Source organism: Aquamicrobium sp. YD-1-mutant5, assembly GCF_059509755.1.
Map to the genome: position 1 here is coordinate 1 of NZ_JCAKKP010000018.1, position 24,850 is coordinate 24,850.

The 24,850-nt window shown below is 62.4% G+C and carries 21 protein-coding genes and 2 pseudogenes; 16 read left to right on the forward strand and 7 right to left on the reverse strand.

The genetic code is table 11. From position 1 onward, the window contains the following. Positions 1 to 72: 72 nt before the first annotated feature. The 3 genes from AC5XE7_RS17990 to AC5XE7_RS18000 all read right to left on the reverse strand — a co-directional run bounded on the left by AC5XE7_RS17990 (position 73) and on the right by AC5XE7_RS18000 (position 3,418). Positions 73 to 891, reverse strand: a complete 819-nt coding sequence (locus AC5XE7_RS17990; protein ID WP_495367048.1) for a transporter substrate-binding domain-containing protein — start codon at positions 889 to 891, stop codon at positions 73 to 75. Positions 892 to 1,107: 216 nt separating this feature from the next. After that, a complete protein-coding gene (locus AC5XE7_RS17995; protein ID WP_495367049.1) occupies positions 1,108 to 2,271 on the reverse strand; it encodes an acyl-CoA dehydrogenase family protein in 1,164 nt (387 codons plus the stop codon). Next, positions 2,258 to 3,418 (reverse strand): CaiB/BaiF CoA transferase family protein, encoded by a 1,161-nt coding sequence (locus tag AC5XE7_RS18000; RefSeq protein WP_495367050.1) that lies wholly within the window; start codon positions 3,416 to 3,418, stop codon positions 2,258 to 2,260. Before AC5XE7_RS18000 ends, AC5XE7_RS17995 begins: the two co-directional genes overlap by 14 nt. A 440-nt stretch (positions 3,419 to 3,858) precedes the next feature. On the opposite strand from AC5XE7_RS18000, the gene hutC reads away from it, so the two are divergent. Then, the gene (gene hutC / locus AC5XE7_RS18005) at positions 3,859 to 4,623 is read left to right on the forward strand and encodes a histidine utilization transcriptional repressor HutC (RefSeq protein WP_495367051.1); all 765 of its coding nucleotides are present in this window, start codon (positions 3,859 to 3,861) and stop codon (positions 4,621 to 4,623) included. Positions 4,624 to 4,655: 32 nt separating this feature from the next. Here hutC and AC5XE7_RS18010 read toward each other — a convergent pair whose 3' ends face one another. The 4 genes from AC5XE7_RS18010 to AC5XE7_RS18025 form a co-directional block, all read right to left on the reverse strand. Continuing rightward, positions 4,656 to 5,492: a universal stress protein gene (locus tag AC5XE7_RS18010; protein ID WP_495367052.1), complete on the reverse strand. Its 837-nt coding sequence runs from the start codon at positions 5,490 to 5,492 to the stop codon at positions 4,656 to 4,658. A 137-nt stretch (positions 5,493 to 5,629) separates the two neighbouring features. Beyond that, the gene (locus tag AC5XE7_RS18015; RefSeq protein ID WP_495367053.1) at positions 5,630 to 6,238 is read right to left on the reverse strand and encodes a LuxR C-terminal-related transcriptional regulator; all 609 of its coding nucleotides are present in this window, start codon (positions 6,236 to 6,238) and stop codon (positions 5,630 to 5,632) included. A 144-nt stretch (positions 6,239 to 6,382) separates the two neighbouring features. Next, positions 6,383 to 7,015: a 3-oxoacid CoA-transferase subunit B gene (locus AC5XE7_RS18020; RefSeq protein WP_495367054.1), complete on the reverse strand. Its 633-nt coding sequence runs from the start codon at positions 7,013 to 7,015 to the stop codon at positions 6,383 to 6,385. Then, a complete protein-coding gene (locus tag AC5XE7_RS18025) occupies positions 7,015 to 7,725 on the reverse strand; it encodes a CoA transferase subunit A (RefSeq protein ID WP_495367055.1) in 711 nt (236 codons plus the stop codon). Before AC5XE7_RS18025 ends, AC5XE7_RS18020 begins: the two co-directional genes overlap by 1 nt. A 289-nt stretch (positions 7,726 to 8,014) precedes the next feature. On the opposite strand from AC5XE7_RS18025, the gene AC5XE7_RS18030 reads away from it, so the two are divergent. The 15 genes and pseudogenes from AC5XE7_RS18030 to AC5XE7_RS18100 all read left to right on the forward strand — a co-directional run bounded on the left by AC5XE7_RS18030 (position 8,015) and on the right by AC5XE7_RS18100 (position 24,764). Continuing rightward, complete coding sequence (locus AC5XE7_RS18030; protein ID WP_495367056.1) at positions 8,015 to 8,593, forward strand: winged helix DNA-binding protein; 579 nt, start codon at positions 8,015 to 8,017, stop codon at positions 8,591 to 8,593. Positions 8,594 to 8,601: 8 nt separating this feature from the next. After that, a pseudogene (locus tag AC5XE7_RS18035) lies at positions 8,602 to 10,026 on the forward strand (ATP-binding cassette domain-containing protein); the annotation flags it as partial. Next, positions 10,025 to 10,663: pseudogene (locus AC5XE7_RS18040) on the forward strand (ABC transporter permease); the annotation flags it as partial. The pseudogenes AC5XE7_RS18035 and AC5XE7_RS18040, both read left to right, overlap by 2 nt. Then, positions 10,660 to 12,387, forward strand: a complete 1,728-nt coding sequence (locus AC5XE7_RS18045; protein ID WP_495367057.1) for a M14 family zinc carboxypeptidase — start codon at positions 10,660 to 10,662, stop codon at positions 12,385 to 12,387. The pseudogene AC5XE7_RS18040 and the gene AC5XE7_RS18045, both read left to right, overlap by 4 nt. Positions 12,388 to 12,415: 28 nt before the next feature. Continuing rightward, positions 12,416 to 13,177 (forward strand): LamB/YcsF family protein, encoded by a 762-nt coding sequence (locus tag AC5XE7_RS18050; RefSeq protein ID WP_495367058.1) that lies wholly within the window; start codon positions 12,416 to 12,418, stop codon positions 13,175 to 13,177. A gap of 14 nt (positions 13,178 to 13,191) precedes the next feature. Further along, entirely contained in the window at positions 13,192 to 14,754 is a 1,563-nt protein-coding gene (locus tag AC5XE7_RS18055; protein WP_495367059.1) for a 5-oxoprolinase subunit B/C family protein, read from the forward strand. Between the two features lie 3 nt (positions 14,755 to 14,757). Continuing rightward, positions 14,758 to 16,494, forward strand: a complete 1,737-nt coding sequence (locus tag AC5XE7_RS18060; RefSeq protein WP_495367060.1) for an acetyl/propionyl/methylcrotonyl-CoA carboxylase subunit alpha — start codon at positions 14,758 to 14,760, stop codon at positions 16,492 to 16,494. A gap of 320 nt (positions 16,495 to 16,814) precedes the next feature. Next, positions 16,815 to 17,453, forward strand: a complete 639-nt coding sequence (locus AC5XE7_RS18065) for a TetR/AcrR family transcriptional regulator (protein WP_495367061.1) — start codon at positions 16,815 to 16,817, stop codon at positions 17,451 to 17,453. Positions 17,454 to 17,582: 129 nt separating this feature from the next. Continuing rightward, positions 17,583 to 18,458 (forward strand): sugar phosphate isomerase/epimerase family protein, encoded by an 876-nt coding sequence (locus AC5XE7_RS18070; protein ID WP_495367062.1) that lies wholly within the window; start codon positions 17,583 to 17,585, stop codon positions 18,456 to 18,458. A 105-nt stretch (positions 18,459 to 18,563) separates the two neighbouring features. Then, the gene (locus tag AC5XE7_RS18075; RefSeq protein ID WP_495367063.1) at positions 18,564 to 19,628 is read left to right on the forward strand and encodes an NAD-dependent epimerase/dehydratase family protein; all 1,065 of its coding nucleotides are present in this window, start codon (positions 18,564 to 18,566) and stop codon (positions 19,626 to 19,628) included. Positions 19,629 to 19,630: 2 nt separating this feature from the next. Further along, complete coding sequence (locus tag AC5XE7_RS18080; RefSeq protein ID WP_495367064.1) at positions 19,631 to 20,695, forward strand: dihydrodipicolinate synthase family protein; 1,065 nt, start codon at positions 19,631 to 19,633, stop codon at positions 20,693 to 20,695. Between the two features lie 4 nt (positions 20,696 to 20,699). Then, the gene (locus tag AC5XE7_RS18085; protein WP_183832415.1) at positions 20,700 to 21,470 is read left to right on the forward strand and encodes an ABC transporter permease; all 771 of its coding nucleotides are present in this window, start codon (positions 20,700 to 20,702) and stop codon (positions 21,468 to 21,470) included. A 50-nt stretch (positions 21,471 to 21,520) separates the two neighbouring features. Further along, a complete protein-coding gene (locus AC5XE7_RS18090) occupies positions 21,521 to 22,519 on the forward strand; it encodes an ABC transporter substrate-binding protein (RefSeq protein ID WP_495367065.1) in 999 nt (332 codons plus the stop codon). Between the two features lie 23 nt (positions 22,520 to 22,542). Continuing rightward, on the forward strand, positions 22,543 to 23,346 hold the full coding sequence (locus AC5XE7_RS18095; protein ID WP_495367066.1) for an ABC transporter ATP-binding protein: 804 nt from the start codon (positions 22,543 to 22,545) through the stop codon (positions 23,344 to 23,346). Further along, positions 23,343 to 24,764 (forward strand): enolase-like domain-containing protein, encoded by a 1,422-nt coding sequence (locus AC5XE7_RS18100; RefSeq protein ID WP_495367067.1) that lies wholly within the window; start codon positions 23,343 to 23,345, stop codon positions 24,762 to 24,764. Before AC5XE7_RS18095 ends, AC5XE7_RS18100 begins: the two co-directional genes overlap by 4 nt. Positions 24,765 to 24,850 lie beyond the last annotated feature (86 nt).

A 24,850-nucleotide genomic window follows, 5' to 3' on the forward strand; every position in this document is an offset into this window, starting at 1 on the left:
CTGAGTTTTCATTCGGCGCGCAAAATGCGCAAGGCAATGCGGGCGAGGCAAGCCCCGCCCGCATGTCAGAACTTACTTGGTGGGGACTTCGCGTGGCAGCTCGGTATAGGTGCCCAGCCACTTCTCCTGAATGGCCTTCACGCGGCCGTCATCGGTCATCTTGAGGATAGCGTCGGCAATGGCCTTGGAGAAGCTCTCGCTGTCATCGCCCTTGCGCAGCACCCAGGCGAAATAGGTCGGCTCGCCGAAGGAGGCCGGCTCGAACAGGGCGAAGGTCTCGCCGCGGTTCTTGACCAGATAGGTGAGGTTCGGCAGCGAGCCGGCGACGGCGTCGAGGCGGCCGGCCGCGAGATCCGCATAGGCTTCGTCGGTGGTGCCATATTCCTTGACGGTCACGCCGCCGAGCTTCTCACCGAAGGCCTGCAGCTGGCGGAACTGAGCCGTGCCCTGCTGGACGCCAACGGTCTTGCCCTTGATGTCTTCGGGTTTCTTCAGCTCGGTGTTGTTTGCGGCGCGCACCAGCGAGACGGTAGCGTCGGCGATCGGCAGGGTGAAGGTGTAGCGCTCGATACGCTCGGGCGTGATGGTCACGGGAGCGATCACGATGTCGAACTTCTTGACTTCGAGGCCCGGCAGTTCGGCGGTCCACGGAATGTCCTGATAGACCGGCTCGACGCCGAGTTCCTTGGACACTTCATCGAACAGGTCCTTGGTCATGCCCTGATAGACGCCGTCGATCAGCATGTCGAAGGGAGCGTAGTGCATGTCGGTCGCGGTGACGATCTTGCCGGCGGCCTTGATGTCGGCGAGCTGGTCAGCGCTGGCGGGAGCCGCCAGAGCCATCAGCGCGATGCCGGCGAGCGCCGACTTCAGAATTCTGGAAAGTGTCATTTCGTTCTCCTTGCTGGACGGTTATGTCGGGAGTTCATGAGAATGAGCGCAGCGGCTGCTTCCGGTGGATGCAGTGTCCGGTATCTGCATTTTCATGCGGGTGCCGGGTGTTTGCCTCTGCTCTCATGCGCGTGAGTCCGTGACCTCGTTATTGTTCATTTTTCAACGTGTTACCAGTCACCCGGACACGAAGCCTGCCAAAGTCTAACTGGCCTGTCAGGCCAGCATATTGCCCGAGATGATGATACGCTGAATCTCGCTCGATCCCTCGTAAATTCGCATGATGCGAAGATCCCGGTTGATACGCTCGACGGGGAAGTCGCGCGTATAGCCGTAGCCGCCATGCAGTTGCAGTGCGATGTCGGCAATTTTCCCCGCCGCTTCCGACGCGCCGAGCTTGGCCATCGAGGAGGCGAGCGAAAAACGTCCGCCATGCTCGTGGGCCAGACCGCGCTGGCGTGCGGCCTCCTGCGACAGAAGCAGGGCCGAGGAGTAGGCGAGGCCCATGTCGGCGATCATCCAGCGTATGCCCTGGCGATCGGACAGCGCCATGCCGCCGATGACGCGGTCCTTCGCGTAGACGATGGCGGCGTCCATGGCGGCCTTTGCCATGCCGAGGCACTGGGCGGCGACTTCGATGCGGCCATTGTCCAGCACCTGCATGGCGGTGCGGAAGCCTTTGCCCTCTTCGCCGAGCAGGGCATCGTGCGGGAGCTGGCAATCGAGATTGAGGGTGAAGACATGGCCACCCCTGAGGCCCATGGTCTTCTCCGGCAGGCCGGCTTCGAGCCCCGGCGTGCCCTTCGGCACGATGAATGCCGAAATGCCGCGATGCGCCTTCTCCGGATCGGTCACGGCGTAGACGATGATGAAATCCGCCACGCCGCCATTGGAGATGAAGCACTTGGTGCCCTTGAGGTGCCAGCCGCTTTCGGTGCGCCGCGCCCGCGTCTTCATGTCGGCGGGATCGGAACCGGCGGTCGGCTCGGTCAGCGCGAAGGCGGCCAGCGCCTCGCCCGAGGCGGCCCTGGGCAGCCATTCCTGCTTCTGCTCCCCGGTGCCGCCGATGAGCACGGAATCGGTCGCCAGATAGTGCGCCGTCAGGGCCGAGGCGGTCGAGCCGCAGGCGCCGGCCACGATCGATACGGCCCGCAGCAGGGCAGGTGCGGAAATGCCGCCGCCGCCATAGGCTTCCGGCAGATTGGCGCCCATCATGCCCGCTTCGCCGAGCGTGGCGAGCTGTTCATGCACGAAGCGCGACGTCTCGTCGGTCTCGGCCGCAAGCGGTGCGATCTTGTCGGCGCACATCCGTTCCAGAACCTCGCAGAACATGCGCTCCTCTTCGGACAGCATGTACCAGGGGTCGTCAATCTGCGTCATGCGCGTACTCCAGTCCAAATTCCTTGAGAACCGCCTCGATATCGCCGCCGAGACGCGGCGCGGAGGTCGGGCTGACGGGCTTGTCGCCGTCGAAACGTACGGGCTGGCCGACAACCGGCGCGCGCCCGAGAACGGGATGCGGCAGCTCGCTGACCAGACCGCGCGTCGCGGCATGCTCGTTGTTGGCGGCCTGCGCGATATCCCAGATCGGCGCGGTGGGCAGGCCCTGTGCGGAGAGCGCGGCGACGGCTTCCTCCGTCGTCAGCGCGCCGGACCATTCCTCGATCAGCGCGCGCAGGGCGGGCTCGTTTTCCGTGCGGCTGCTGTCGCTGGCAAAGCGGGGATCGGCTGCGATTTCCGGCTTGCCGATCAGCGCCGCCAGACGCTGGAACTGGCCGCCATTGAGCACGGCGATGACGACCTGCCCGTCGCTGGTGCGGAAGCAGCCGAACGGCGTGGAAAGCGGATGGCGGTTGCCGACCCGGCCGGGCATGACGCCATCGTAGAGATACTGGGCGTGGCTGGTCGTCAGCATGGAGAACAGGGCGTCATACATGGCGACGTCGAGCGTGGCGCCCTGTCCGGTCGCATTGCGCTGCACCAGGGCCGCCATGATCGACCAGCTAGCGAACAGACCGGCGATGAGATCGGCCACGCTTTCGCCGGTCTTGAGCGGCGCGCCGCCTTCCTCGCCGGTCGAGGCCATCAGGCCGGACATGGCCTGCACCACCAGATCGTAGGCGGGCAGGTCGGTGAACGGCCCCTGCTGGCCGAAACCGGAAATCGAGCAGTAGATGAGGCGCGGATTGGCGGCGCGCAGCGCTTCTGCGCCAAGACCCAGCCGCGCAGCGACGCCGGGGCGGAAGTTTTCCACAACAACGTCGACCCGGGCGGCCAGCTCCTGCGCGAGCTTCAGATCGGCCGGCTTCTTCAGGTCGAGCGCAAGGCTCTGCTTGCCGCGATTGTTGAGGGTGAAGAGTGCGCTTTCTCCGTCCCTGAAGGGGCCGATGTGACGATAGTCGTCGCCGGCCGGCGGTTCGAGCTTGATGATCTGCGCGCCGAGATCGGCCATCAGCGCAGTGCAGTAGGGGCCTGCCAGAACGCGCGAAAGGTCAAGGACCCTGATTCCGGAAAGCGGCCCGCTCACAGACAGGACCCTGGCATGAAGGCAGCGCTTTGCGCCCATACGGCCATGGCAGTCCGGCTTGTCGCCAAAACGAATTCGGGCATGTCAGCCTCCAGGTACGGGCTGCGCATAGGTTGGCTGATGCGGCAGCGAAACTCTGTCGGGTCTGGATAGCCGGGACGCCTCGCGGGCGTCCTCACCATTCTCCTCACCCTGACCGACCCTAACAACAACTCCGCCTCTATGTCTATACTTATATTCGGTCTATGTATAAACTTATTTCGGGGGAAGGCTTCACACCCAGTGGCGCTGAACAGGCCGCCGGGCGCGTGGGACAAAGTGTTGCGCGTAAAGACATGTGGAGGAAACGCGCCACATCGGGCATGAGATCGAACCGCAACCGATTCTGGTTTTCCGGACCTGTAAAGAAGGCAGCAAGGTGACAGGAGCATAAGGCTGGAATGATCGACAAGCCGCTGGGACCGACGTCGCCAAAAGCGCAGAATATTGCCAACGAGGTGCGCCGTCGTATCGTCGAGCGCGAGTGGAGGCAGGGAGAGCGCATTCCCGATGAGGCTGACCTGGCCATCGAATTCGATGCAGCGCGTGCAACCGTCAACAAGGCATTGCAACTTCTGGCCGACGAGGGGCTGCTTGAGCGCCGCCGCAGAGCCGGCACGCGGGTCACCATAAATCCCGTCCGCAAAGCGACAGTGACGATTCCCATCGTGCGCGAGCAGGTTGAGCAGGCAGGCAGGGTTTATGGACACAGGGTGGTGGCTCTGCGCCACAGCCCCGCGCCGCCTGCCATCGCGGCCAGGCTTGGCCTTTCGGCGGGCAAGGTTCTGGTGCACATGCGCGCGGTGCATTATGGCGACGGGCAGCCGTTTCAGCTCGAAGACCGCTGGATCAACACAGATTCCGTACCGGAACTCAAAACTTTCGATTTCTGGCAGCTCAACGCCAATGAATGGCTGGTGCAGAACGCGCCCTATCTGGGCGCCGAGCTGACCTTCAGCGCGGCCAATGCGGATGCGCGCGAGGCGCGATTGCTGCAGACGAAACCGGGACAGGCGTTGCTGATCATGCACCGTACGACATGGAACGATCTCGGGCCGATCACCACTGTTCGGGTGGCGTGCCAGCCGGGACATCTCATCAGCACCGAAGGAATTTACCATCGCGGCAGCTGGACGCCGGAGGAAGGCAGCGCGCCGGCCGTCTGAATTCCGGCGCGGCTGCAACTTCCCGTGTCTGTTCAGTGTGACAGGAGGACGGGCATCAGGAGGTTGTTGAGGACGCCTTCCGTGGCACCGCCAAGCACGAAGTCGCGCAGACGCGAATGTCCATAGCCACCCATGACAAGCAGCTGGCATCCGCGCTGAAGGGCTTCCTGCTGAAGCGCCTCCGCGATGGGACGGCCCTGGGCTTTCACGGTGGAGGCCGTGGCATTCACGCCTCGCTGGCGCAAAGCCGCCGCAAGGCGCTCTTCATCGCCTGCGTTTTTCAGCGGCTTTTCGTCCACCACGGTGATGACGGAGACGGCGGAAGCCCGTTCCAGGAATGGCCGCGCATCTGCCAGAGCCCGCGCGGCGACACGGCTGCCATCCCAGGCTATGGCGATGTTGTGGAAAACGGAGGGCTCCGTCGTTTCCGGCACAAGGAGGGCGGGTCTTCCCGAGCCGAAAACCACCGCTTCGGCGGTGGCGCGCGCGGTCTGGTTTCCCGCATCGAGCCCGACGAGGCTGAAATCATAATAGCGAGCCTGCTGCGCGGCGGTTTCCGCCAGCAAAGGAAGGGCCACAGCAATCGTCTGAGCGTCGAATTCAGCCGCCGCTCTATGAGCGTTTCCCCGAAGCAGGTCGAGCAGATGCTCTCCCCGCCGCCGGCTTTCCGCTTCGGCCTGCCTGATCAGGTCCGGCGTGTTCAGCAACAGCTTCGACAGCGCCGTCGAGACGTTGGGAATGCTGACATTGATGGCAAGCGCATGGATGCCTGCGTCCATGCCTGCCGCGATCGCGGCAACCTGTCCGGCCAGCCTGTCTGCATTGGCATCGGGATGCGTGACGAGAGGAACGAAGAGCTGCGTTTTCAAGCTGGTTCTCCTTTGTCGTCGCGCCGTTTTTCCCGAACGGAAAACGGCATTATTCCGCTTCTTACGATGCAATGGCAAAAGCCGGGTTGATCCAGCGCAAACGTAGCCGTTTCTAACTCTCAGATGCAGCAGGAATTTCAGGTTTCCCGCGGCCCTTCCTGCGAGAGGAACCAGGCAACGAGTTCAAAGGAGTTGCGCACTGCCGCTATCCTGCAGAGCCGCAACCTGTGCGTTTCTATGGTGCGGCGGGAAAGGCCAAGCTCCCGTGCAATTTCCTCGCTCGTCTTGCCCTGCGCGATCAGTGTGAGGATCTGGCGCTGGCGATCGGTAATGGCGGCCATGGTCTGCGACACCGGCCGATTGATCGGCTCGAAGCAATAAAGCGCGTCGGCGAAAGGATCACTGGCATGGCGGGATTTCCCGTTGACGCTGCACCAGAAGGTGCGGCCGTCCCGGCTCATCATGATGCGCTCGTCGTAATAGGTCTTGCCGCCGGAAAGATGGGTGCCCCACATATAGCCGGTACGGATGAAGTCCGCGATCTTCGGGTAGAGGCGCGAGAAGCTCTGGTCCACCAGTTCGGCGCGTTCATAGCCGAACAGAGATGAAAACTCGCTGTTGCAGTCGCGGATGATGCGATGCGTGGCATGAACCATCGGCAGCGGGATGTCATCCAGCCTGAAGGTGGTGGTGCCGGGAACCAGATTGGGCGGTGGTCTGGGGCTCATTGCGTATAAATACGACATGGTACGGGTCCCGCAAGATGGTGCGGGCAGCAGGCACACATCGCGATGCACCGGCGGCTTAAGGCGTATCGCGATACGCCTTAAGGTTTTGCCCCGCACTTGCCGTCCGAAAATGATTCTCATTTTCGGACGGCTTGGCCGGGTCTAGCCGACGATGGTGGCTTCCGTTGCGGCGCGCAGGTCCGCTTCGCTGACGCCGGCTGCGCATTCGACGATCTTCAGGCCGCCGGGCACGACATCGAGAACGCCCAGATTGGTGATGATGCGGTCGACGACGCCCTTGCCGGTCAGCGGCAGGGTGCAGGCTTTCAGAACCTTGGTTTCACCGGCCTTGTTGGTGTGGTCCATGACGACGACGACGCGGCCGACACCGGCCACCAGATCCATGGCGCCACCCATCCCCTTGACGAGCTTGCCGGGGATCATCCAGTTGGCGAGGTCACCGTTCTCGGCCACTTCCATGGCGCCGAGGATGGCCATGTTGATCTTGCCGCCGCGGATCATGGCGAAGGAGGTGGCGCTGTCGAAGAAGGCGGTCTGCGGCAGTTCGGTGATCGTCTGCTTGCCGGCATTGATCAGGTCGGGATCTTCCTCGCCCTCATAGGGGAAGGGGCCCATGCCCAGCATGCCGTTCTCCGATTGCAGCGTGACCTCGACGCCTTCGGGGATGTAATTGGCCACCAGCGTCGGAATGCCGATGCCGAGGTTCACATACCAGCCGTCCTGAAGCTCACGGGCGGCGCGTTCCGCCATCTCGTTGCGATCCAAGCCAGCCATCAGACCGTCTCCCTCTTGCGGGTGGTGCGCTGTTCGATGCGCTTCTCATGCGGGCCCTGCACGATGCGGTGCACATAGATGCCGGGCAGGTGGATGTGGTCGGGCTCGAGCGAGCCGAGCGGTACGATCTCCTCCACCTCTGCGACGCAGACCTTGCCGCAGGTGGCGGCGGGCAGGTTGAAGTTGCGGGCAGTCTTGCGGAAGATGACGTTGCCGGAGGGGTCGGCCTTCCATGCCTTCACGATCGCCAGATCGGCAACCAGTCCGCGCTCCAGAATGTAGGTTTCACCATCGAAGACGTGGTGTTCCTTGCCTTCGGCGATCACGGTTCCCACGCCAGTCTTTGTGTAGAAGCCGGGAATTCCGGCGCCGCCGGCGCGCATGCGTTCGGCCAGCGTGCCCTGCGGGTTGAATTCGAGTTCAAGCTCTCCCGCCAGATATTGCCGCATGAATTCGGCATTCTCGCCGACATAGGACGAGATCATCTTTTTGACCTGCCGGGTTTCCAGCAGAACGCCGAGGCCAAAGCCATCGACGCCGGCATTGTTGGAGGCAACGGTGAGCCCCGTGACGCCGCTGTCCCGGATCGCCGCGATCAGCAATTCGGGAATGCCGCAGAGGCCAAAGCCACCCGCCGCAATCAGCATGTCGTTTCGCAAAAGCCCGTCGAGCGCCGCACGGGCATCGGGATAGATCTTTGTGTGTTTCATGAAACCTCCCAGTCCTTCAGGCCAGTCTTCCGGGCATAGCGGAGCCTCGCCTGCATTCCAGGCTCACAATCCTTTATCAGGCCGCTCTCGGGAATACGTAAAAATACGTCAGAGCGCTTTGGTCTGGCGCCTGTTTGCTACGGCAAAACTGAAGCGTGCGGCCCGGCTATGCAACCATGTGTTCATGCCGCCCCGAGCAAGCCTCGGGGCAGGCGCTTCCTTTGGTTCAGGAATTTCCATTGACAAGATATCTATAAATTATCGATGATATGCAAAAGAAAGGGCGAGAATGGGTCGGGTACAAAGCAGAGCATTACCGATTGCGGTCATCGACACGCAGGCGAACAAAGAGGCCGGGAACATCGAAATCGGGCCGGTCGTTTCGTCGGCGCATCTGGCGGCCGGACGCTCCCCCGCCCTGTCTGAAGTCGAATATGGGCTGATGATTGCAACCAGCGCCTTCAACCGCTGGATGGTCCGCTGCATGGCGGCCTCCGGCCAGCCGGGCCTTTCCTCCACGGAAGTGGCCATTCTCCATTCGGTTGCCCATCGCGGCCGGGAAAAGCGGATGGCCGACATCGCCCTGGTGCTCGACATCGAAGATATTCATGTCGTCTCCTATGCCGTGAAGAAGCTTGAGGCGGCCGGGCTCATCAAGACGCGCCGTGCCGGCAAGGAAAAGATGGTGGAGATCAGCGACGCCGGCTTCGAGGTCTGCCGTCGCTACGGACAGCTGCGTGAAAAGCTGTTGCTGGACATCGCCAGCCAGACGCGCATTCCCGAATCCGAGCTGTCTCATCTCGGCTCTCTTCTGCGGATGCTTTCGGGAACGTACAATCAGGCTGCGCGGGCCGCCGCCACCTTCTGAGGATTTTGATGTCGCTCCCTGCTGCCAATGATCTGCTTCGGGTCGAGGGTCTTTCGGTGAATTTCGGGGAGACCCGCGTTATCGATGATCTCAGCTTTTCCGTCCGCGCAGGCCGCACCACCGCTATCGTCGGAGAGAGCGGTTCCGGCAAATCGGTCACGTCGATGTCGATCATGCGTCTGGCTGACATGGCCGGGGCCAGCTACCCGCAGGGCAGAATTCTCTTTTGCCGCGAACAGTCGCAGGTCGACTTGCTCGCCGCCGATCAGAAGGCGATGCGCCGCATCAGGGGCAATGAGATCGCAATGATCTTTCAGGAGCCCATGACCTCGCTCAATCCGGTTTTCACGATCGGTGATCAGCTGGCGGAAGTCCTGATGCTGCATGAGGGAATGACCAGGGCGGCTGCGATGACCGAGGCGGAGCGGCTGCTGACGCTTGTGCGTCTTCCCGATGCCGGAAATCTGCTGACCCGTCATCCGCATCAGCTCTCAGGCGGCATGCGCCAGCGCGTGATGATCGCCATGGCGCTCGCCTGCCGCCCCAGGCTCCTGATCGCGGACGAGCCGACGACCGCTCTGGACGTTACCGTTCAGGCCCAGATCCTCACCATAATCCGGGAATTGCAGGCCGAACTCGGCATGGCGGTGATCTTCATCACGCACGACATGGGCGTGGTGGCTGAGATGGCCGATGATGTCGTTGTGATGTGGAAGGGAAAGAAGGTCGAGGAAGGGGCGGTCGGGAAAATCTTCGCCGCGCCACAGCATCCCTATACAAAGGTGCTGCTTTCAGCCGTGCCGCGCCTCGGTTCGATGGCTGGCCGGCCGTTGCCGTTGCGTGAAGCCCTCACGGTCCTGGACGGCGACAAGCCAAGGCTTGTCGGCGAAACCCGTGATCAGGATACGGCGGATTATTCCGGCGCGCCATTGCTTCAGGTGCGCGATCTGCTGGTACGTTTCGACATCAGGAAAAACTTCTTTGGCCGGGCGACGCACAGATGCAGCGCGGTCAACCATGTCAGCTTTGACATATATCCCGGGGAGACACTGGCGCTTGTCGGTGAATCGGGCTCGGGAAAATCCACCATAGGCCGGACTATCCAGCAGCTTCAGAGCCCTGTTTCGGGTGAGGTGAGGTTCAGCGGAAAGCTGATGTCCGCAATGAGCCGCGACGAGCGGCAGCGCCTGCGCCGCGATGTGCAGTATATCTTTCAGGATCCCTTTGCGTCGCTGGATCCGCGCAAGACCGTGGGTTATTCGATAGCCGAGCCGATCCGCACCCATGGCATTCTGGACAACAATCGCGACATCACGCTGCGGGTCGGCGAACTGCTTGAGCGTGTCGGCCTCCAGCCTTCGATGGCGTCGCGCTATCCGCACGAGTTCTCCGGCGGCCAGCGTCAGCGCATCTGCATAGCCCGCGCGCTTTCTCGCACGCGTTGCCAGCGGCGGTTGGATTTCGCTGCAGGTAGGGTTCATTTCGGTTGCCGGCTCTGTCGTGCTGGGCGTCGCCATGGGGCTGGTGGCGGGCTATTATCGCGGCATCTGGGATATGATCCTGATGCGCTTTGCCGATGTGCAGCTGGCGCTGCCCTTCATCCTGCTTGCCATCACCTTCGTCGCGATCGTCGGCGGCTCGATCACCAACACCATCATCCTGCTGATTGTCAGCCAATGGGTGCAATATGCGCGTCTGGTGCGCGCTTCGGTCATGTCGCTGCGCGAGCGTGAGTTCGTGCTGTCGGCCCGCGCCATCGGGGTTGCGGATCGCAACATCATCATGCGCCATCTGCTGCCCAATCTGCTTGGCCCCGTCGTGGTGCTGATGACGCTCAATGTCGCCAACAACATCCTGCTCGAAAGCTCGCTGACGTTCCTTGGGCTTGGGGTCGATCCCTCGATTCCCTCATGGGGAGGAATGCTGGCGGAAGGTCGCACCTATCTGCAGACCGCATGGTGGATTTCCGTGGTGCCGGGGCTCGCCATTCTGCTGACCGTGCTCGGCCTCAACCTGCTTGGCGACTGGCTGCGCGACCTGCTGGACCCCACCGGGAGAACGAGCCGTTGATCCTCTTCGAGAAGACCTTTTCCTCTACGCTTCGAGAGCTTGCCAAAACGCTTTCCGCCGCAACGGTGGAAACGTGGACCTTCGACGATCTGCCAGCCCGTTGCGCCGCCGAAGCCGCTTTTTCAGCGCGCGGCATCAGCGCGAAATGCCGGTCCGCCTACAAGCCTCTGGTGGTCGCCTTTCGCGACGAAATCGATACAGAAGCGCTCGTGCGGGCCGACATCGTGTTTCCCCGGCATCCTCAGGCCGGTCCCCGCCGGTTTCTTCTCGAAACCTATCCGCTTGTCGCCATGTTCCCCGAAGTGCTTTTCAGCTTCATGGAAGGGCCGGAAAGCGATGCTTTGCCGGTATACGGCGTCAGGCTGACCTACGCCGACGGCCGCGTGGAAGATCTGTCAGTCACCGCTCCCAATCGCTTGCATGAGGATTATGCGGGCAACGCGGCGCTGTCGCCCTGCGGCTGGCTGCGCATCGATGGAAGAGAGCAATCGCTCGACACAGACTATGAGCAGATTTTCCATCAGACGATGGAGGCACTTGCCGGGGGCCCGTGGAAGAAAGAGCCGTTCTTTCAGGAACTGTTCATCGGCGTTTCCCTGCCGGCGGGCGACGAGGACCTCGGGGTTGGCGATGAGGTTCTGTCGTTGCGTGAAGCGCTGCATGAGGACTTCTATTTCTCGGCTCTCGAACTGCTGGCGAAATTTTCCGGCCGTCCTGCCGGATACCGGAATTTTCAGCCGGGCCAGATCGTGCCGGATATTCGTCAGGGCGAGAAACTATCCGTCACAGTGGAGCTGCGCCCTTATGATGCGGCTTCCCGTTCCGATCACATGCAGGATCTGGAAAGTGCGGGGCGCGCGCTGTCGCAGGTCCAGATCGCGGCGGAACTGGAGAAGATACCGGGCCGGCGTTATTTCGCACGCTCGGTAGCCGGACGTGAAATCGCGGCGGTATATCATCCCGGCACGGATCGCGGCGTGATCATTTCCGCGGGCCAGCACGCCAACGAGACCTCGTCGCCGGTTGGCACGCTGCGCGCGGCTCACCGACTCATGGGGCGTTCAGGCGTGCATTTCGCGTTCTGTCCTCTGGAAAATCCCGATGGCTATGCGCTTCACCAGCGCCTGATCAGAAACAATCCCCGCCATATGCATCATGCCGCCCGCTACACCGCGCTGGGCGACGATCTTGAATACCGCACAGGCGAGGTGCTGTTCGAGAAAGCGATCCGTCTCGAAGCGGAGAAGCTGCTGCCGGCTCTCCTCCATCTCAATTTCCACGGGTATCCCGCGCATGAATGGACGCGTCCTCTGTCGGGCTATGTGCCGCGCGGGTTCGAAGTCTGGACCATTCCGAAAGGCTTCTTCCTCATCATGCGCCATGGCGAAGGCTGGGAGAAGGCGGCGCGCAAACTCATGACGGATGTCACGGCGCGCCTCAATGACGTGCCGGGCCTGCGGGCTTTCAATGAGGCCCAGATCGCCTTGTTCGAGCGACATGCCGGGGAAACCGGCTTTGAGATCCTCAATGGTTTTCCCGTGATGATGTCGCAGGACGACCGCCACCGGCTTCCCATGACCCTCATCACCGAATATCCGGACGAAACCGTCGAGGGCGATGCGTTCCGGGCAGGGCATGAGGCACAGATGGCGACGGCGCTGGCCGCCTATGACGCCCTGCAGGACCTTTCCCTGGACCTGTTTCCCTCGCCACTGGTGGCCTGAACGGAAGCGGCAACGGAGTGCCTTTGCGATGACGATGATCGATCTCAACAGCGATCTGGGCGAAAGCTTCGGCCCCTGGCCGATGGGCGACGATGATGCAATGCTCGCTCTCGTGACAAGCGCCAACATTGCCTGTGGTTTCCATGCAGGAGATCCCGCCGGCATTCTGCGCAGCCTTCGCTCCGCGGGGGAGCGGGGCGTTATCGTGGGCGCCCATATCGGCTATCGCGATCTCGTCGGCTTCGGGCGCCGCAACATGGAGCCTTCCGATGCTGAGCTGTTTGCCGACAGCATCTATCAGATCGGCGCTTTGCAGGGCGTTGCCAAAGCGGCGGGAACTCGCGTTGCCTATGTGAAGCCGCATGGCGCTCTCTACAATACGATGGCGCATGATGCCCGGCAGGCGGCAGCCGTCATCGCCGCCATCAAGGCACTGGACCCCACCCTGCCGCTGATGGCGCTTTCCAATGCGCCGGTGGTTGCGCAGGCGCGGGCGCAAGGCCTCACCGTGATCTGCGAGACATTCGCCGACCGCGCCTACACGCCGGACGGCTCGCTGGTTTCGCGTTCGCGTGCAGATGCTGTGATCCACGACCCGAAGGAGATTGCGGGTCGTATGTTGCGCCTCTTGACGGAGGGGCTCATCACGGCAGTCGATGGAACCGATATCCGGCTGGAGGCGCAGTCCATCTGCGTCCACGGGGACACGCCCGCGGCTGTGGCGATCGCCCGCAGATTGCGGGCTGACCTCACGGAGGCGGGCATAAAGCTTGCTTCGTTCACACGCTGAGGCCGGAGTGGCAAATGCGCTTTCTTGCTGCCGGGCTGGACGGTATTCTTGTCGAAACCGAAGACCTTGAACAGGCGCTTGCCCTGTTCGACAGCCTGCGCGTTGCAAAGCTCAAAGGCGTGACAGAACTGGTGCCGGCGGCGCGTGCGGTTCTGGTACGGTTCAATCACTTGTTCGCAACCAGAGAGGGATTGCGTGAAGCCATCGCCGCGATGGAACTGACGCGCACGGAAACATCGCCCGGCCAGATGGTCGAGATACCTGTCGTCTATGACGGCAAGGATCTGGCGGAGGTGGCCGCTATCCTCTGCTGTTCCGAGGCGGAAGTGATCCGGCGTCATACCGGGGCCGTGCACACGGTGTCATTCACGGGTTTCGCGCCCGGTTTCGCCTATATGAGCAGCGACGATCCGGGGTTGGATGTTCCGCGCCGCAAATCACCACGCGTGCGCATTCCGCGCGGCTCTGTCGCGCTCGCCGGCAGGTTCAGCGGCGTCTATCCCACCGAAAGCCCCGGCGGATGGCAACTGATCGGGCGCACCACCACCCGCATGTGGGACCTCGCGCGGGAACGTCCTGCCCTGCTGGTGCCCGGCGACCGGGTGCGCTTCCGTCAGGTTGAGGCTAGCGATGCAATGATTGTCCCTGCCTTGTCCCGGGCCGTGCCGGCAACGGTGAAGACGGACGCCTATGTGACGATCCTGCGCACGGAACGCCCTTTAATGCTGGAGGACCAAGGCCGGCCCGGACAGGCGTCGCAGGGCGTGTCCCGCTCGGGCGCGCTGGATCGGGCCAGCTTTCGTGCGGTGAACGAAGTCCTTGGCAATGCGGCCAATGCATCGGCGCTTGAGATTGTCTTCGGAGGCGTTGAACTTCGCGCCGACAGGCCAGTCACGCTGGCCATGACCGGCGCGCCCTGCAAGCTCGTGCTGACCGGCAATAACGGGCGCAGGACGGTTCTGCCGACAGGCCGGGCTTTTGCGCTCGATGCGGGGGATATTCTCGATATCGGCGCTGCCGGTCAGGGCATGGTCAGCTACCTCGGTATCCGCGGTGGCTTTGCCTGCGATCTGGTGATGGGATCGGCTTCCCGCGATGTACTGGCCGGCATTGGCCCCGAACCCGTTGTGGCAGGTGCAACGCTTTGCGCAGCGCCCGGCCCGGCCCGCGCCGTCAGTGCTTATACGGTTCCGGCCGCAGCGCTGCCGAAGAAAAACGAGGCGACCACCGTGGATATCGTCTTGGGGCCACGCGATGACTGGTTCACCGACGCGGCATTGCAAACCCTGACAACGCAGGACTGGCGCGTAACGCCTGAGGCAAGCCGGGTCGGCAAACGGCTTTCCGGTCCGTCGCCTCTGGAGCGTATCGATGCGGCCGAATTGCCGTCGGAGCCGACCGTGCCCGGTGCGATACAGGTGCCGCATAGCGGCCAGCCTGTGGTGTTTCTTGCCGATCATCCTGTGACAGGGGGTTATCCTGTGATTGCTGTGGTCGCTCGCTACCATCTCGACCTTGTGGCGCAAATCCCGCCCGGCGCGTCGATCCGTTTTCATCTCGTCAGCGAGGATCATTGAGCAATGAAGAAGCTGCTCGTCGCCAATCGAGGCGAAATCGCCCTGCGCATCATTCGTGCAGCGCGCGACTACGGGATTGAATCGGTTGCCGTTTATGCGAACGCTGACGCCGCATCGCTTCATGTCGAATATGCGGATGAAGCATGGTCGCTGGGTGCCGGGCGCGCTTCGGATACCTATCTCGCCATCGACAAGATCATCGACATTGCGGCGCGCTCGGGAGCGGATGCCGTCCATCCGGGTTACGGTTTTCTCTCCGAACGGCCTGAATTCGCGCAGGCGGTGCTTGACGCCGGGCTGGTCTGGGTAGGGCCCTCACCGGATGTGATCCGCATGCTGGGTGACAAGATCGAGGCGCGCCGCATTGCAGCCGGTGTCGGTGCTCCGCTGGTCCGCGGCTCCCATGGTCCCCTTTCTTCGGCAAAGGAAGCTGTCGCTTTCGCTGAGCGTGCCGGGTTGCCGATTGCGATCAAGGCTGCATTCGGCGGTGGTGGGCGGGGCATGAAGGTCGCCCGCTCGCTTGCGGACGTCGGCGACATGTTTGAGTCCGCGGTTCGCGAGGCAACCGAAGCCTTTGGGCGTGGTGACTGCTACGCCGAACAATTTCTCGACAAGCCCCGCCATGTCGAGGCGCAGATTCTGGCCGACAGCCATGGCAATATTCTGGTGCTTGGAACGCGTGACTGTTCCCTGCAACGCCGCAATCAGAAACTGGTCGAGGAAGCGCCAGCCCCGTTCCTGAGCGCAGAACAGAGGCAGCGGATCCACGACGCTGCCCGAAAAATCTGTTCCGCTGCCGGATATGTGGGGGCGGGCACGGTGGAATTTCTGCTGTCGCGCGACGGACTGATTTCCTTTCTCGAAGTGAACACGCGCCTTCAGGTCGAACACCCCGTCACGGAAGTGACGACCGGCATTGACATCGTCGTTGAACAGTTGCGTATCGCCGACGGGCTGCCGCTGCGTGTGAAAGAAACGCCGGAGCCGCTGGGGCACGCCTTTCAATTCCGCATCAATGCGGAAGATCCGGGTCGGGGTTTCCTGCCGACGCCCGGACGCATCACCCGGTTTCGCGCGCCCTCCGGACCCGGCGTGCGGCTCGACAGCGGCGTCGAAGCCGGATCAATTGTCCCGCCGCTCTATGATTCACTGTTTGCAAAACTCATCGTCTTCGCTTCCACCCGTGAGGAAGCGCTTCATCGAGCCAGACGCGCCCTGCTGGAATTTCAGGTCGAAGGAATAGCGACAGTCCTGCCGTTCCATCGCGCGGTGCTTGAGGAAGAGGCTTTTACGTCTGCCGAGCATTTTGGCGTCCATACCAACTGGATCGAAACCGAACTCGACCTGCCGCCTCCCGCCCCCCGGGTCGAGGCCCAGGAAGACGATCTGGTGCGCACCTACATTGAAATTGATGGCAAGCGCCATCAGCTTGCTCTGCCGGCTGCGTTCTGGGGGAAGTTTGCTGCTGCCCCGGCTTCGCCGGATGGCGCGGACGAGGCTTCCTCCTCACAGGAAGCCGGGGGGGGAATAGTCGGCGTACCGATGCCGTCCATTCTGCAGCGGTGGCTTATTGACGACGGAGCCCGCGTTCGCAAGGGTGATGCGATTGCCATCATAGAGGCGATGAAAGCGGAAATGCGGATTGCCGCGCCTGCAGATGGTATCCTGCAGCATAAAGCGAAACCCGGTTCTGAGCTCATGGCAGGCGATACGCTCGCCACCATCCTGCCCGGCGGATGATTTCCTCCGACTGGTTTTATTCCCTGCCAATGTCATTTCGATCGTGAAAAAGAGCACGCCAAGCAACTTCCTGCTGGCCGGAAGATTGGCAGCTGACGTGGCTTGCGAGATCTTCCGGAACCACCCTTTGCTGTGTGGGAATGATTTCGGGTCCAGCGTGGAATTATATCCGGCCTGTCTTTAAACAGGCGCGGCGCTCTTACGAAATGCTGAAAGAATGGCTATCATAAGGTTCAGTTTGCCCGACGGCTTCATTGACTGGAGGCGGGACGGCTGCAGGAAATCCGGTACTTCAACAGAATTTGCAATGCGGACTGTGAATGGCGAAATCTCAAACCCGCGCCGCTCATAAGACGGGTAAAAATGCGCGCGAGATCATTCTGAACGCAGCGCGGGCGGAATTCGCCGAGAAAGGTTTCAACGGAGCGCGTGTCGACAGCATCGCCGCCCGCTCCGGTCTGAACAAGCAGCTCGTCTATTATTATTTCGGCAGCAAGGACGACCTTTACCGCGTCACGCTTGAGGAAGCCTATACCGAGATACGCCTGCGCGAAAAAGACCTCGATCTGCGATCGCTGCCCCCGCAGGACGCCATCGTGCGCCTCATCGATTTCTCGCTCAGCTATCTGGCGCGGCATCGGGAATTCATTCGCATGCTGGCCGACGAGAACGCGCTGGGCGGCCCCCACGTCAGGGACTCCGATGCTTTTCAGCGCACGAACTCGCCACTGATCGAGATGATCGGGGCGACCCTGCGCGAAGGCGAGGCGCAAGGCGTGTTTCGCAAGGGCATCGATCCGCTCGACCTCTATATCTCGATCGCGGGCATGACGTTTTTCTACTTCGCCAACGGCGTCACCATGTCGGCGATTTTCGGGCGGGATCTTTCCACGCCGGAAGCCCTTTCCGTCTACCGGGACCATATCGTTGCGCTGACGCTGGCGGGTCTGCGGCCCTGATGCCGTCGTGCATGCGCCCCGGCGCGGGCCGACCAGCGGCGTTGCAGAGCGTGAGTTGGTCGTTACCGATCCTCGATTCAACCAAATAGTTGAAAACGCCCCCGGTGACGGTCTACCCTCTGGATGCAAATGCCGGAGGACGCCCTGATCATGATTCCCGCCATCGTTACCGACGAGTTGTCGGATTCGCCCGAAACCGCCTTCGAGCTCGGTCTGGAATGGGGCGTGCGGCATTTCGAGCTGCGCGGCATGCACGATGCCCGCGTGCCGCGCCTGAGCCCGACGCAACGGCGGCGGCTGTTGCGGGCGATCCGTGACTTCGATGTGCGCATTAGCGCCATCTCTCCGGGGCTCTTCAAGATTCCCCTGCCGCCGGACTCTGCGCAAAGCTCCAATCTGGCGTGGATGGACCGCGAGTTCCACGATGCATGGGCGGATGCAGAGGCGCTGCTGCGCGACCATGTCGAACGGCTTTTGCCGGAATCACTGGAATTCGCCGTGGCCAGCGGTGCGCAGCACCTGATCGCCTTCAGTTTTCACCGCGGCGGCCGGCCTTCGGGACGTGCGCCCGGACGGGTCGCGGATGTGCTCGCCCACGCCGCCGAACTGGCGCAGAGTGCGAATGTATCCCTGATCATCGAGAACGAGGAGAGCCACTGGGCCAATACGGGCGCGCTTTCAGCTGCCCTGATTGCGGCCACCGGCGCACCGATCGGGATCAACTGGGATCCCGCCAACGCGCTGATCGACGGCGACACCCCCTGGCCGGACGGTTATGCCGCCTGCCGTCATCTGGTCCGCAATGTCCACTTCAAGGACGCCCGCGTCCATGCCGACAATTCATGGGAGTTGCTGGCCGACGGGGACGTCGACTGGGCCGGTCAGGTGAGGGCGCTGGAGGAGGATGGCTATGCAGGCTGTGTCGCCATGGAACCACATCTGTGGCCATCCGTGGCGTCGGTGAGGAATGCTCTATCGAGATTTAACTCATTGAAAAACAATTGAAATATTGCGACGTAAAATTTCCGGCAAAAATTCAACCAAATAGTTGAAATCTTCTTTCGCTGCGGATAATGTCATCGGCAAGAAAAGAACATGAGGGAGCCGATCTTGCATCAGACAATCGCCAATGATTCCGGTCTGGCCGCCACCGCGCTGCCCGAAAGCTTCGGTTCCGTTGAGGAACTCGAAGAATACATGACCCGGCCAACGCCCGCTCTGGTGCGCGATCTGGCCTCGGTCGACGGTGACATCATCATCCTCGGTGTTGCGGGCAAGATGGGCCCAACGCTGGCGCGCATGGCCAAGCGTGCGGCACCCGAAAAGCGGGTGATCGGCGTTGCCCGCTTCAGCGAGCCCGAGTTGCAGGCGCAGCTTGAGTCCTGGGGCGTCGAGACCATCAGGGCCGATCTGCTGGACGAGGCGCAGGTGAACGCGCTTCCCAAGGCCCGCAACGTGATCTTCATGGCCGGCATGAAGTTCGGTGCTTCAGGCAATCAGGCGCTGACCTGGGCGATGAACACCCATTCGCCGGCGCTGGTCGCTAATGCCTATCGCGACTCGCGCATCGTCGCCTTCTCCACCGGCAACATCTATCCGCTGATGGATGTGCTGCAGCAGGGCGCGCTGGAAACGACGCCGCCCGAGCCGCGCGGCGAATATGCCATGTCCTGCCTTGGCCGCGAGCGTATGTTCGAGCATTTCTCGCGTGTTCACGGCACGCCCGGCCGGCTGTTCCGGCTGAACTACGCCATCGATCTGCGTTATGGCGTGCTTTACGATCTCGCCAGCCGCGTCAAGGCCGGGACCCAGATCGATCTGTCGCTGATGGGGCACGTCAACGTGATCTGGCAGGGCGACGCCAATGCGCAGGCGCTGCGCTGTCTGGCTCATTCCACCGAAATCACCAGCCCGATCAATGTGTCGGGTCCGGAAACCCTTTCGGTGCGCTGGCTGGTCCATGAACTGGCGAACCGCCTTGACGTCGAGCCGCGCCTGTTCGGTTCCGAGGCGACCACCGCCTGGCTCACCAACACCGCGCAGGCCAACCGGCTGTTCGGTTACCCGTCGGTTCCGCTGACGGCAATGCTCGACTGGACCGCCGACTGGGTTGCCCGCGGCGAAATTGCCTATAACAAGCCCACCAAGTTCGAAGCCCGGAGCGGAGCGTTCTGAACATGACCGGAAAAGCCACTCCTCAGGCCCGGCAGGCTGCGATGGACCTTCTGCGCGAAGGGACTGTCATTCCTGCCCACCCTCTGGCGCTGAATGCCGATCGCCAGCTCGATGAGCGCCGGCAGCGGGCGCTGACGCGCTACTATCTCGATGCGGGCTCCGGCGGTCTGGCGGTGGGTGTGCACACCACCCAGTTCGCCATTCGCGAAGTCGGGCTCTATGAGCGGGTGCTGTCGCTTGCCGCAGATGAGGCTGCAAGCTGGACCGACCGCACGCTGGTCATGGTTGCCGGACTTGCCGGTCCGACCGCGCAGGCAGTCAATGAGGCGAAGGCGGCCGTATCGCTCGGCTACCATGCCGGCCTGCTCAGCCTCGCCGCCCTCAAGGGCCAGGGCGAGGATGCGCTGATTGCGCATTGCGAGCAGGTGGCGGCAGAGATTCCGCTGATCGGCTTCTATCTGCAGCCGGCGGTCGGCGGCCTGCACCTGTCGGCGCATTTCTGGGCGCGCTTTGCCGCCATTCCCAATGTGGTGGCGATCAAGGTTGCTCCCTTCAACCGCTATCGCACCGTCGATGTGGTGCGCGGCATCGTCGATGCTGGGGCCGAGGACAAGGTCACGCTCTACACCGGCAATGACGATCACATCGTGCTCGATCTGGTGACGCCGTTCACCGTGATGCGCGACGGAAAGCCCGTCACGCTGCGCTTCAGGGGCGGCCTGCTCGGCCACTGGTCGGTGTGGACGAAAGGCGCTGTCGAAATCTTCGAACGCTGTCGCGCGGAAGCGGCGAAGGATACGGTTTCGGCCGACATGCTCGCGCTCGATTCCCGGGTGACCGACTGCAACAGCGCCTTCTTCGACGTCGTCAACGACTTCCACGGCTGCATTGCTGGCTGTCACGAGATCCTGCGCCGGCAGGGCCTGCTGGAGGGCATCTGGTGCCTTGATCCGAAAGAGGGGCTTTCGCCGGGGCAGGCGGAAGAGCTGACCCGCGTCAGCCGCCTGCATGCCGACCTCGCGGATGACGACTTCGTCCGCGCCAATCTCTCGCGCTGGCTGGACTGATCCGATGGCGAAGCTGCGCGAGAAACTTCTCGAACTGGTGCCCGCCATCGTTCTCTTCCTGGCGATCATGGCCATCTGGCAGGCGGCCGTGAGCTGGGGCGAGATCAAGCCCTATCTGCTTCCAAGCCCGCGCTCGGTGCTGGACGCCATGCTCGACACCTCGATCGACTGGTGGGGGCATATCTGGGCCACCGGCCTTGCCATCGTGGGCGCGTTCCTGCTGGCGGCCGCCAGCGGCGTTCTGCTCGGCACGATGATCGCCTGGTCGCCGGTGCTTTCGCGGGCGCTGATGCCGTTTCTGGTGTTCCTCAACACGCTTCCCAAAGTGGCAATCGCGCCGCTGTTCCTGATCTGGGTCGGCTACGGCATTCTTCCCAACATATTGATGGGCGCGCTGATCGGCTTCTTCCCCGTCGTCATCAACACGGCGGTTGGTCTTTCACAGATCGATCATGACATGATCGATCTCGGCCGCGTCTTCAGTGCGCCGAAATGGAAGGTGTTCGCCAAGATCCGCATTCCGAACGCCTATCCCTATATCCTGTCGGCGCTGAAGGTCACGGCGACCTCCGCCGTCGTCGGCGCAATCGTCGGCGAATTCGTCGCTTCGCAGACTGGTCTCGGCTATGTCATCGTGACCAGCCAGAGCAGCATGAACACCGCGCTGGCTTTCGCCGCGCTCATCTATATCTCGATCATCGGTCTGCTGCTGTTCGCGGCTGTCGGGCTGATGTCGCGCTATCTGGCGCCATGGGCCGAGGGGACAGACGCCTGAGCCGGAATTATTGTCACCATCCGATAACCGCAAAAATGGGAGCGAACGGGATGAAGACTGCACTGATGATCACAACGGCCATGGTTGCAGCACTTGCTGCGGCACCGGCCATGGCCAACGAGAAATTCACCTTCGCGCTGAACTGGTTCCCGGTTGGCGACCATGCCGCCTACTGGGTGGCCAAGGAGAAGGGCTACTTCGCCGAGAAGGGCCTCGACGTGGTGATCGAGAACTCCAAGGGTTCCGGCGATTCCATCGCCAAGGTCGACACGGGTCGCGCCGATGCCGGTCTTGCCGATGCCGCAGTCGTCATCGGCTCGCGGGCGCGGGGAACCACGGTGAAGGTTGTCGGCATCATCTTCGACCGCACGCCGATGAACTTCTTCTCCAAGGCCTCCGCTCCCATCACCAAGCCCTCCGACCTGCCTGGCAAGACCGTGGGCGCACCTCCCGGCGACAGCCAGCGTCTGGTTTGGCCGGCTTTCGCCAATGCCAACGGCATCGATCCCAACTCCATCAAATGGGTGAACATCGAACCTTCGGCCAAATATGTGGCGCTTGCGGAAGGGCGCGCCGATGCGGTGTCGGACTACACGACCGGCCTGCCGCTGGCGGAAAAGGCCGTCGGCAAGGGCAATGCCGTGACGCTGAACTGGGCCGACTACAATTTCCAGCTATACGCCATGTCGATCATGACCAGCGAGGCCACCATCAAGGACCGGCCCGAAGCGCTTCGCGGTTTTCTGGAAGCGGCCTACAAGGGCTGGCAGGATGTCATGAACGATCCTGAAGGCGCGATGGAGATCTACAAGAAGGCCGTGCCTGAGATCGATGTGGTGGCGCTGCGCGAAAACATGGATCTCGGCTTCGAACTGATGAAGACGCAGACCTTCAAGGAAAACGGCATCGGCGCCATCGACAAGGACAAGATGTGCGGATCGGTCGACCTCGTGAACACCTATATGGGCCTGCCCACCAAGGTGGATTGCGCGGACGCATATGACGACACGTTCCTGACCAAGATTGAGCTTCCGTTCGACGTTCAATAACCTTTGAAGACAGGCTAGACAGAGTGGACAATATTTCCATCCAGCTCGACGGGGTCTCGATGACCTACGGCACCGCATCGGGGCCGGTCGAGGCGTTGCGTGACATCAATCTGGCGGTTCGGCAGGGCGAGTTCATCTCGCTCGTCGGCCCGTCCGGTTGCGGAAAATCCACCCTGCTGCGCGTGGTGGCCGGATTGCGCGAGCGCAGCGCCGGCACCATCATGGTGGATGGCCAGAGGGTGACGAAGCCGATCCCCAATGTGGGCATGGTGTTTCAGGCCGCCGTGCTGCTGAAATGGCGTACCATCCTCGACAACGTCCTGTTGCCGGCGGAACTGGCAGGCCTCAACCCGCGCAACTACCGCGAACGGGCCATGCAGCTTCTCGAACTCACCGGGCTGAAGGAATTCGCCAACAAGCTGCCGCGCGAGCTTTCGGGCGGCATGCAACAGCGCGCCGCGATCTGCCGTGGGCTGCTTCTGAACCCTCAGCTCCTGCTCATGGATGAGCCGTTCGGTGCTCTCGACGCGATGACGCGTGACGAGATGAACCTGGAACTGCTGCGCATCTGGGGCGAGGCTTCCGATACCCGCAAGACCGTTCTGTTCGTCACCCACTCCATTCCGGAAGCCGTGTTCCTTTCGGATCGGGTGGTGATCATGTCGCCGCGTCCGGGACGCATCGACACCGTGCTCGATATCGATCTGTCGCGACCGCGCACCGTCGAAAGCCGCATCACGCCGGAATTCGGCGCGCTGTCGCTGAAGATCTACGACATGCTCACCGGCCGTCAGAGCGGCGACGACCCGCGCTTCGTGCCGGCATGACGGTACGGCTCCGGGTCGTCGACGTCTGCTGCTACGAGCGGCCTTACCGGCTGCGCATCCCGTTTCGCTTCGGCATAAAGACCGCGACGGGTGGACGGCAGGCGGTAGTCTCGGTCCGCATCCGTCTGGAGAACGGGCAGGAAGCCACCGGCTGGGCGGCAGAGGCGCTGAGCGCCAAATGGTTCGACAAGAACCCCTCGCTCACCGATGACCAGAACCATCACCAACTGCGCCGCTCCATCGAGCTGGCCGCCGAGGCACGCCTCGGCTCCGGCCTGCAAACGGCGTACGGGCTTTTCGAGACCAGCTACTTCGACCTCAATGACGCATGTGCCGTGCAGGCGCTCAATCCGCTGATCGCGAGCTTCGGCATGGCGATGCTCGACCGCGCCATTCTCGATGCCCTGTGCCGGGCGAAGGGCACGAGTTTTGCGCAGGCCATGTCTGCCAATCTGGCGGGCATGCATACGGGGCCGCTGGTGCCGGAGCTGGATGGCTTCGATCTCGATGCCTTCCTTGCCTCGCATCATCCCGCATCCGGCATGGACATTCGCCACACCGTGGGGCTGGTCGATCCGCTGGTGCCAGGCGATCAGGAAAGCCGCGTCAATGACGGTTTGCCGGAGACGCTGTCGGAAGTGATCGCGACCTATGGCTGCCGTTATTACAAGATCAAGATCGGCGGTGATGCGGAAGTGGATCTGGACCGGCTCGGCCGGATCGCCGCGCTGCTGGACCAAAGCGGCATCGACTACCGCGTAACCCTCGACGGCAACGAACAGTTCGCCGATGGTGAGGCCATTGCCGCATTCTTTGCGCGGATGGAAGCCGATCCGGCGCTGTGCCGGTTCAGCAAGGCTCTCCTGTGCCTCGAACAGCCGGTGCGGCGTGACCGCGCGCTGGCAGAGCCGGTGGACCGTCTTGCCGACCGCATTCCGGTGATCATCGATGAATCGGACGGTGGGCTGGATGCGTTCCCGACAGCCCGCGCGCTCGGCTATACGGGCGTGTCGTCGAAGACCTGCAAGGGCTTCTACAAGTCGATACTGAACGCCGCCCGGGCTCAGGCCTGGAACGGCGACGGCGCGGCGCGCTACTTCCTCTCCGCTGAAGACCTGACATGCGAGCCCGGCATTTCCCTGCAGCAGGATCTCGCACTGGTCAGCTGGCTGGGGCTCACCCATGTCGAGAAGAATGCCCATCACTTCATAGATGGCTTCGGCAATCGCCCTCACGGTGAAGCGCAGGCCTTTCTGGCCGCGCATGGCGACCTTTATCATCTCCAGAACGGTGTTGTCCGGCTGAAGCTCGAAGGTGGCAGGGTCGGGATCGGCTCGCTCGCAGCTTCCGGATTCGGAACGGCATTGTCGCCTGATATTGCCGGTCTGGAGCCCATGCCTTCCGCCGACTGGAGTTAGTCCGATCCCCGCGCAGAAGCGTCCTGCTGCTGTCGATGCCTGATGTCCTCCCCGGCGTGGGCGTGAACGCCGGGGCTGCAAGCTGT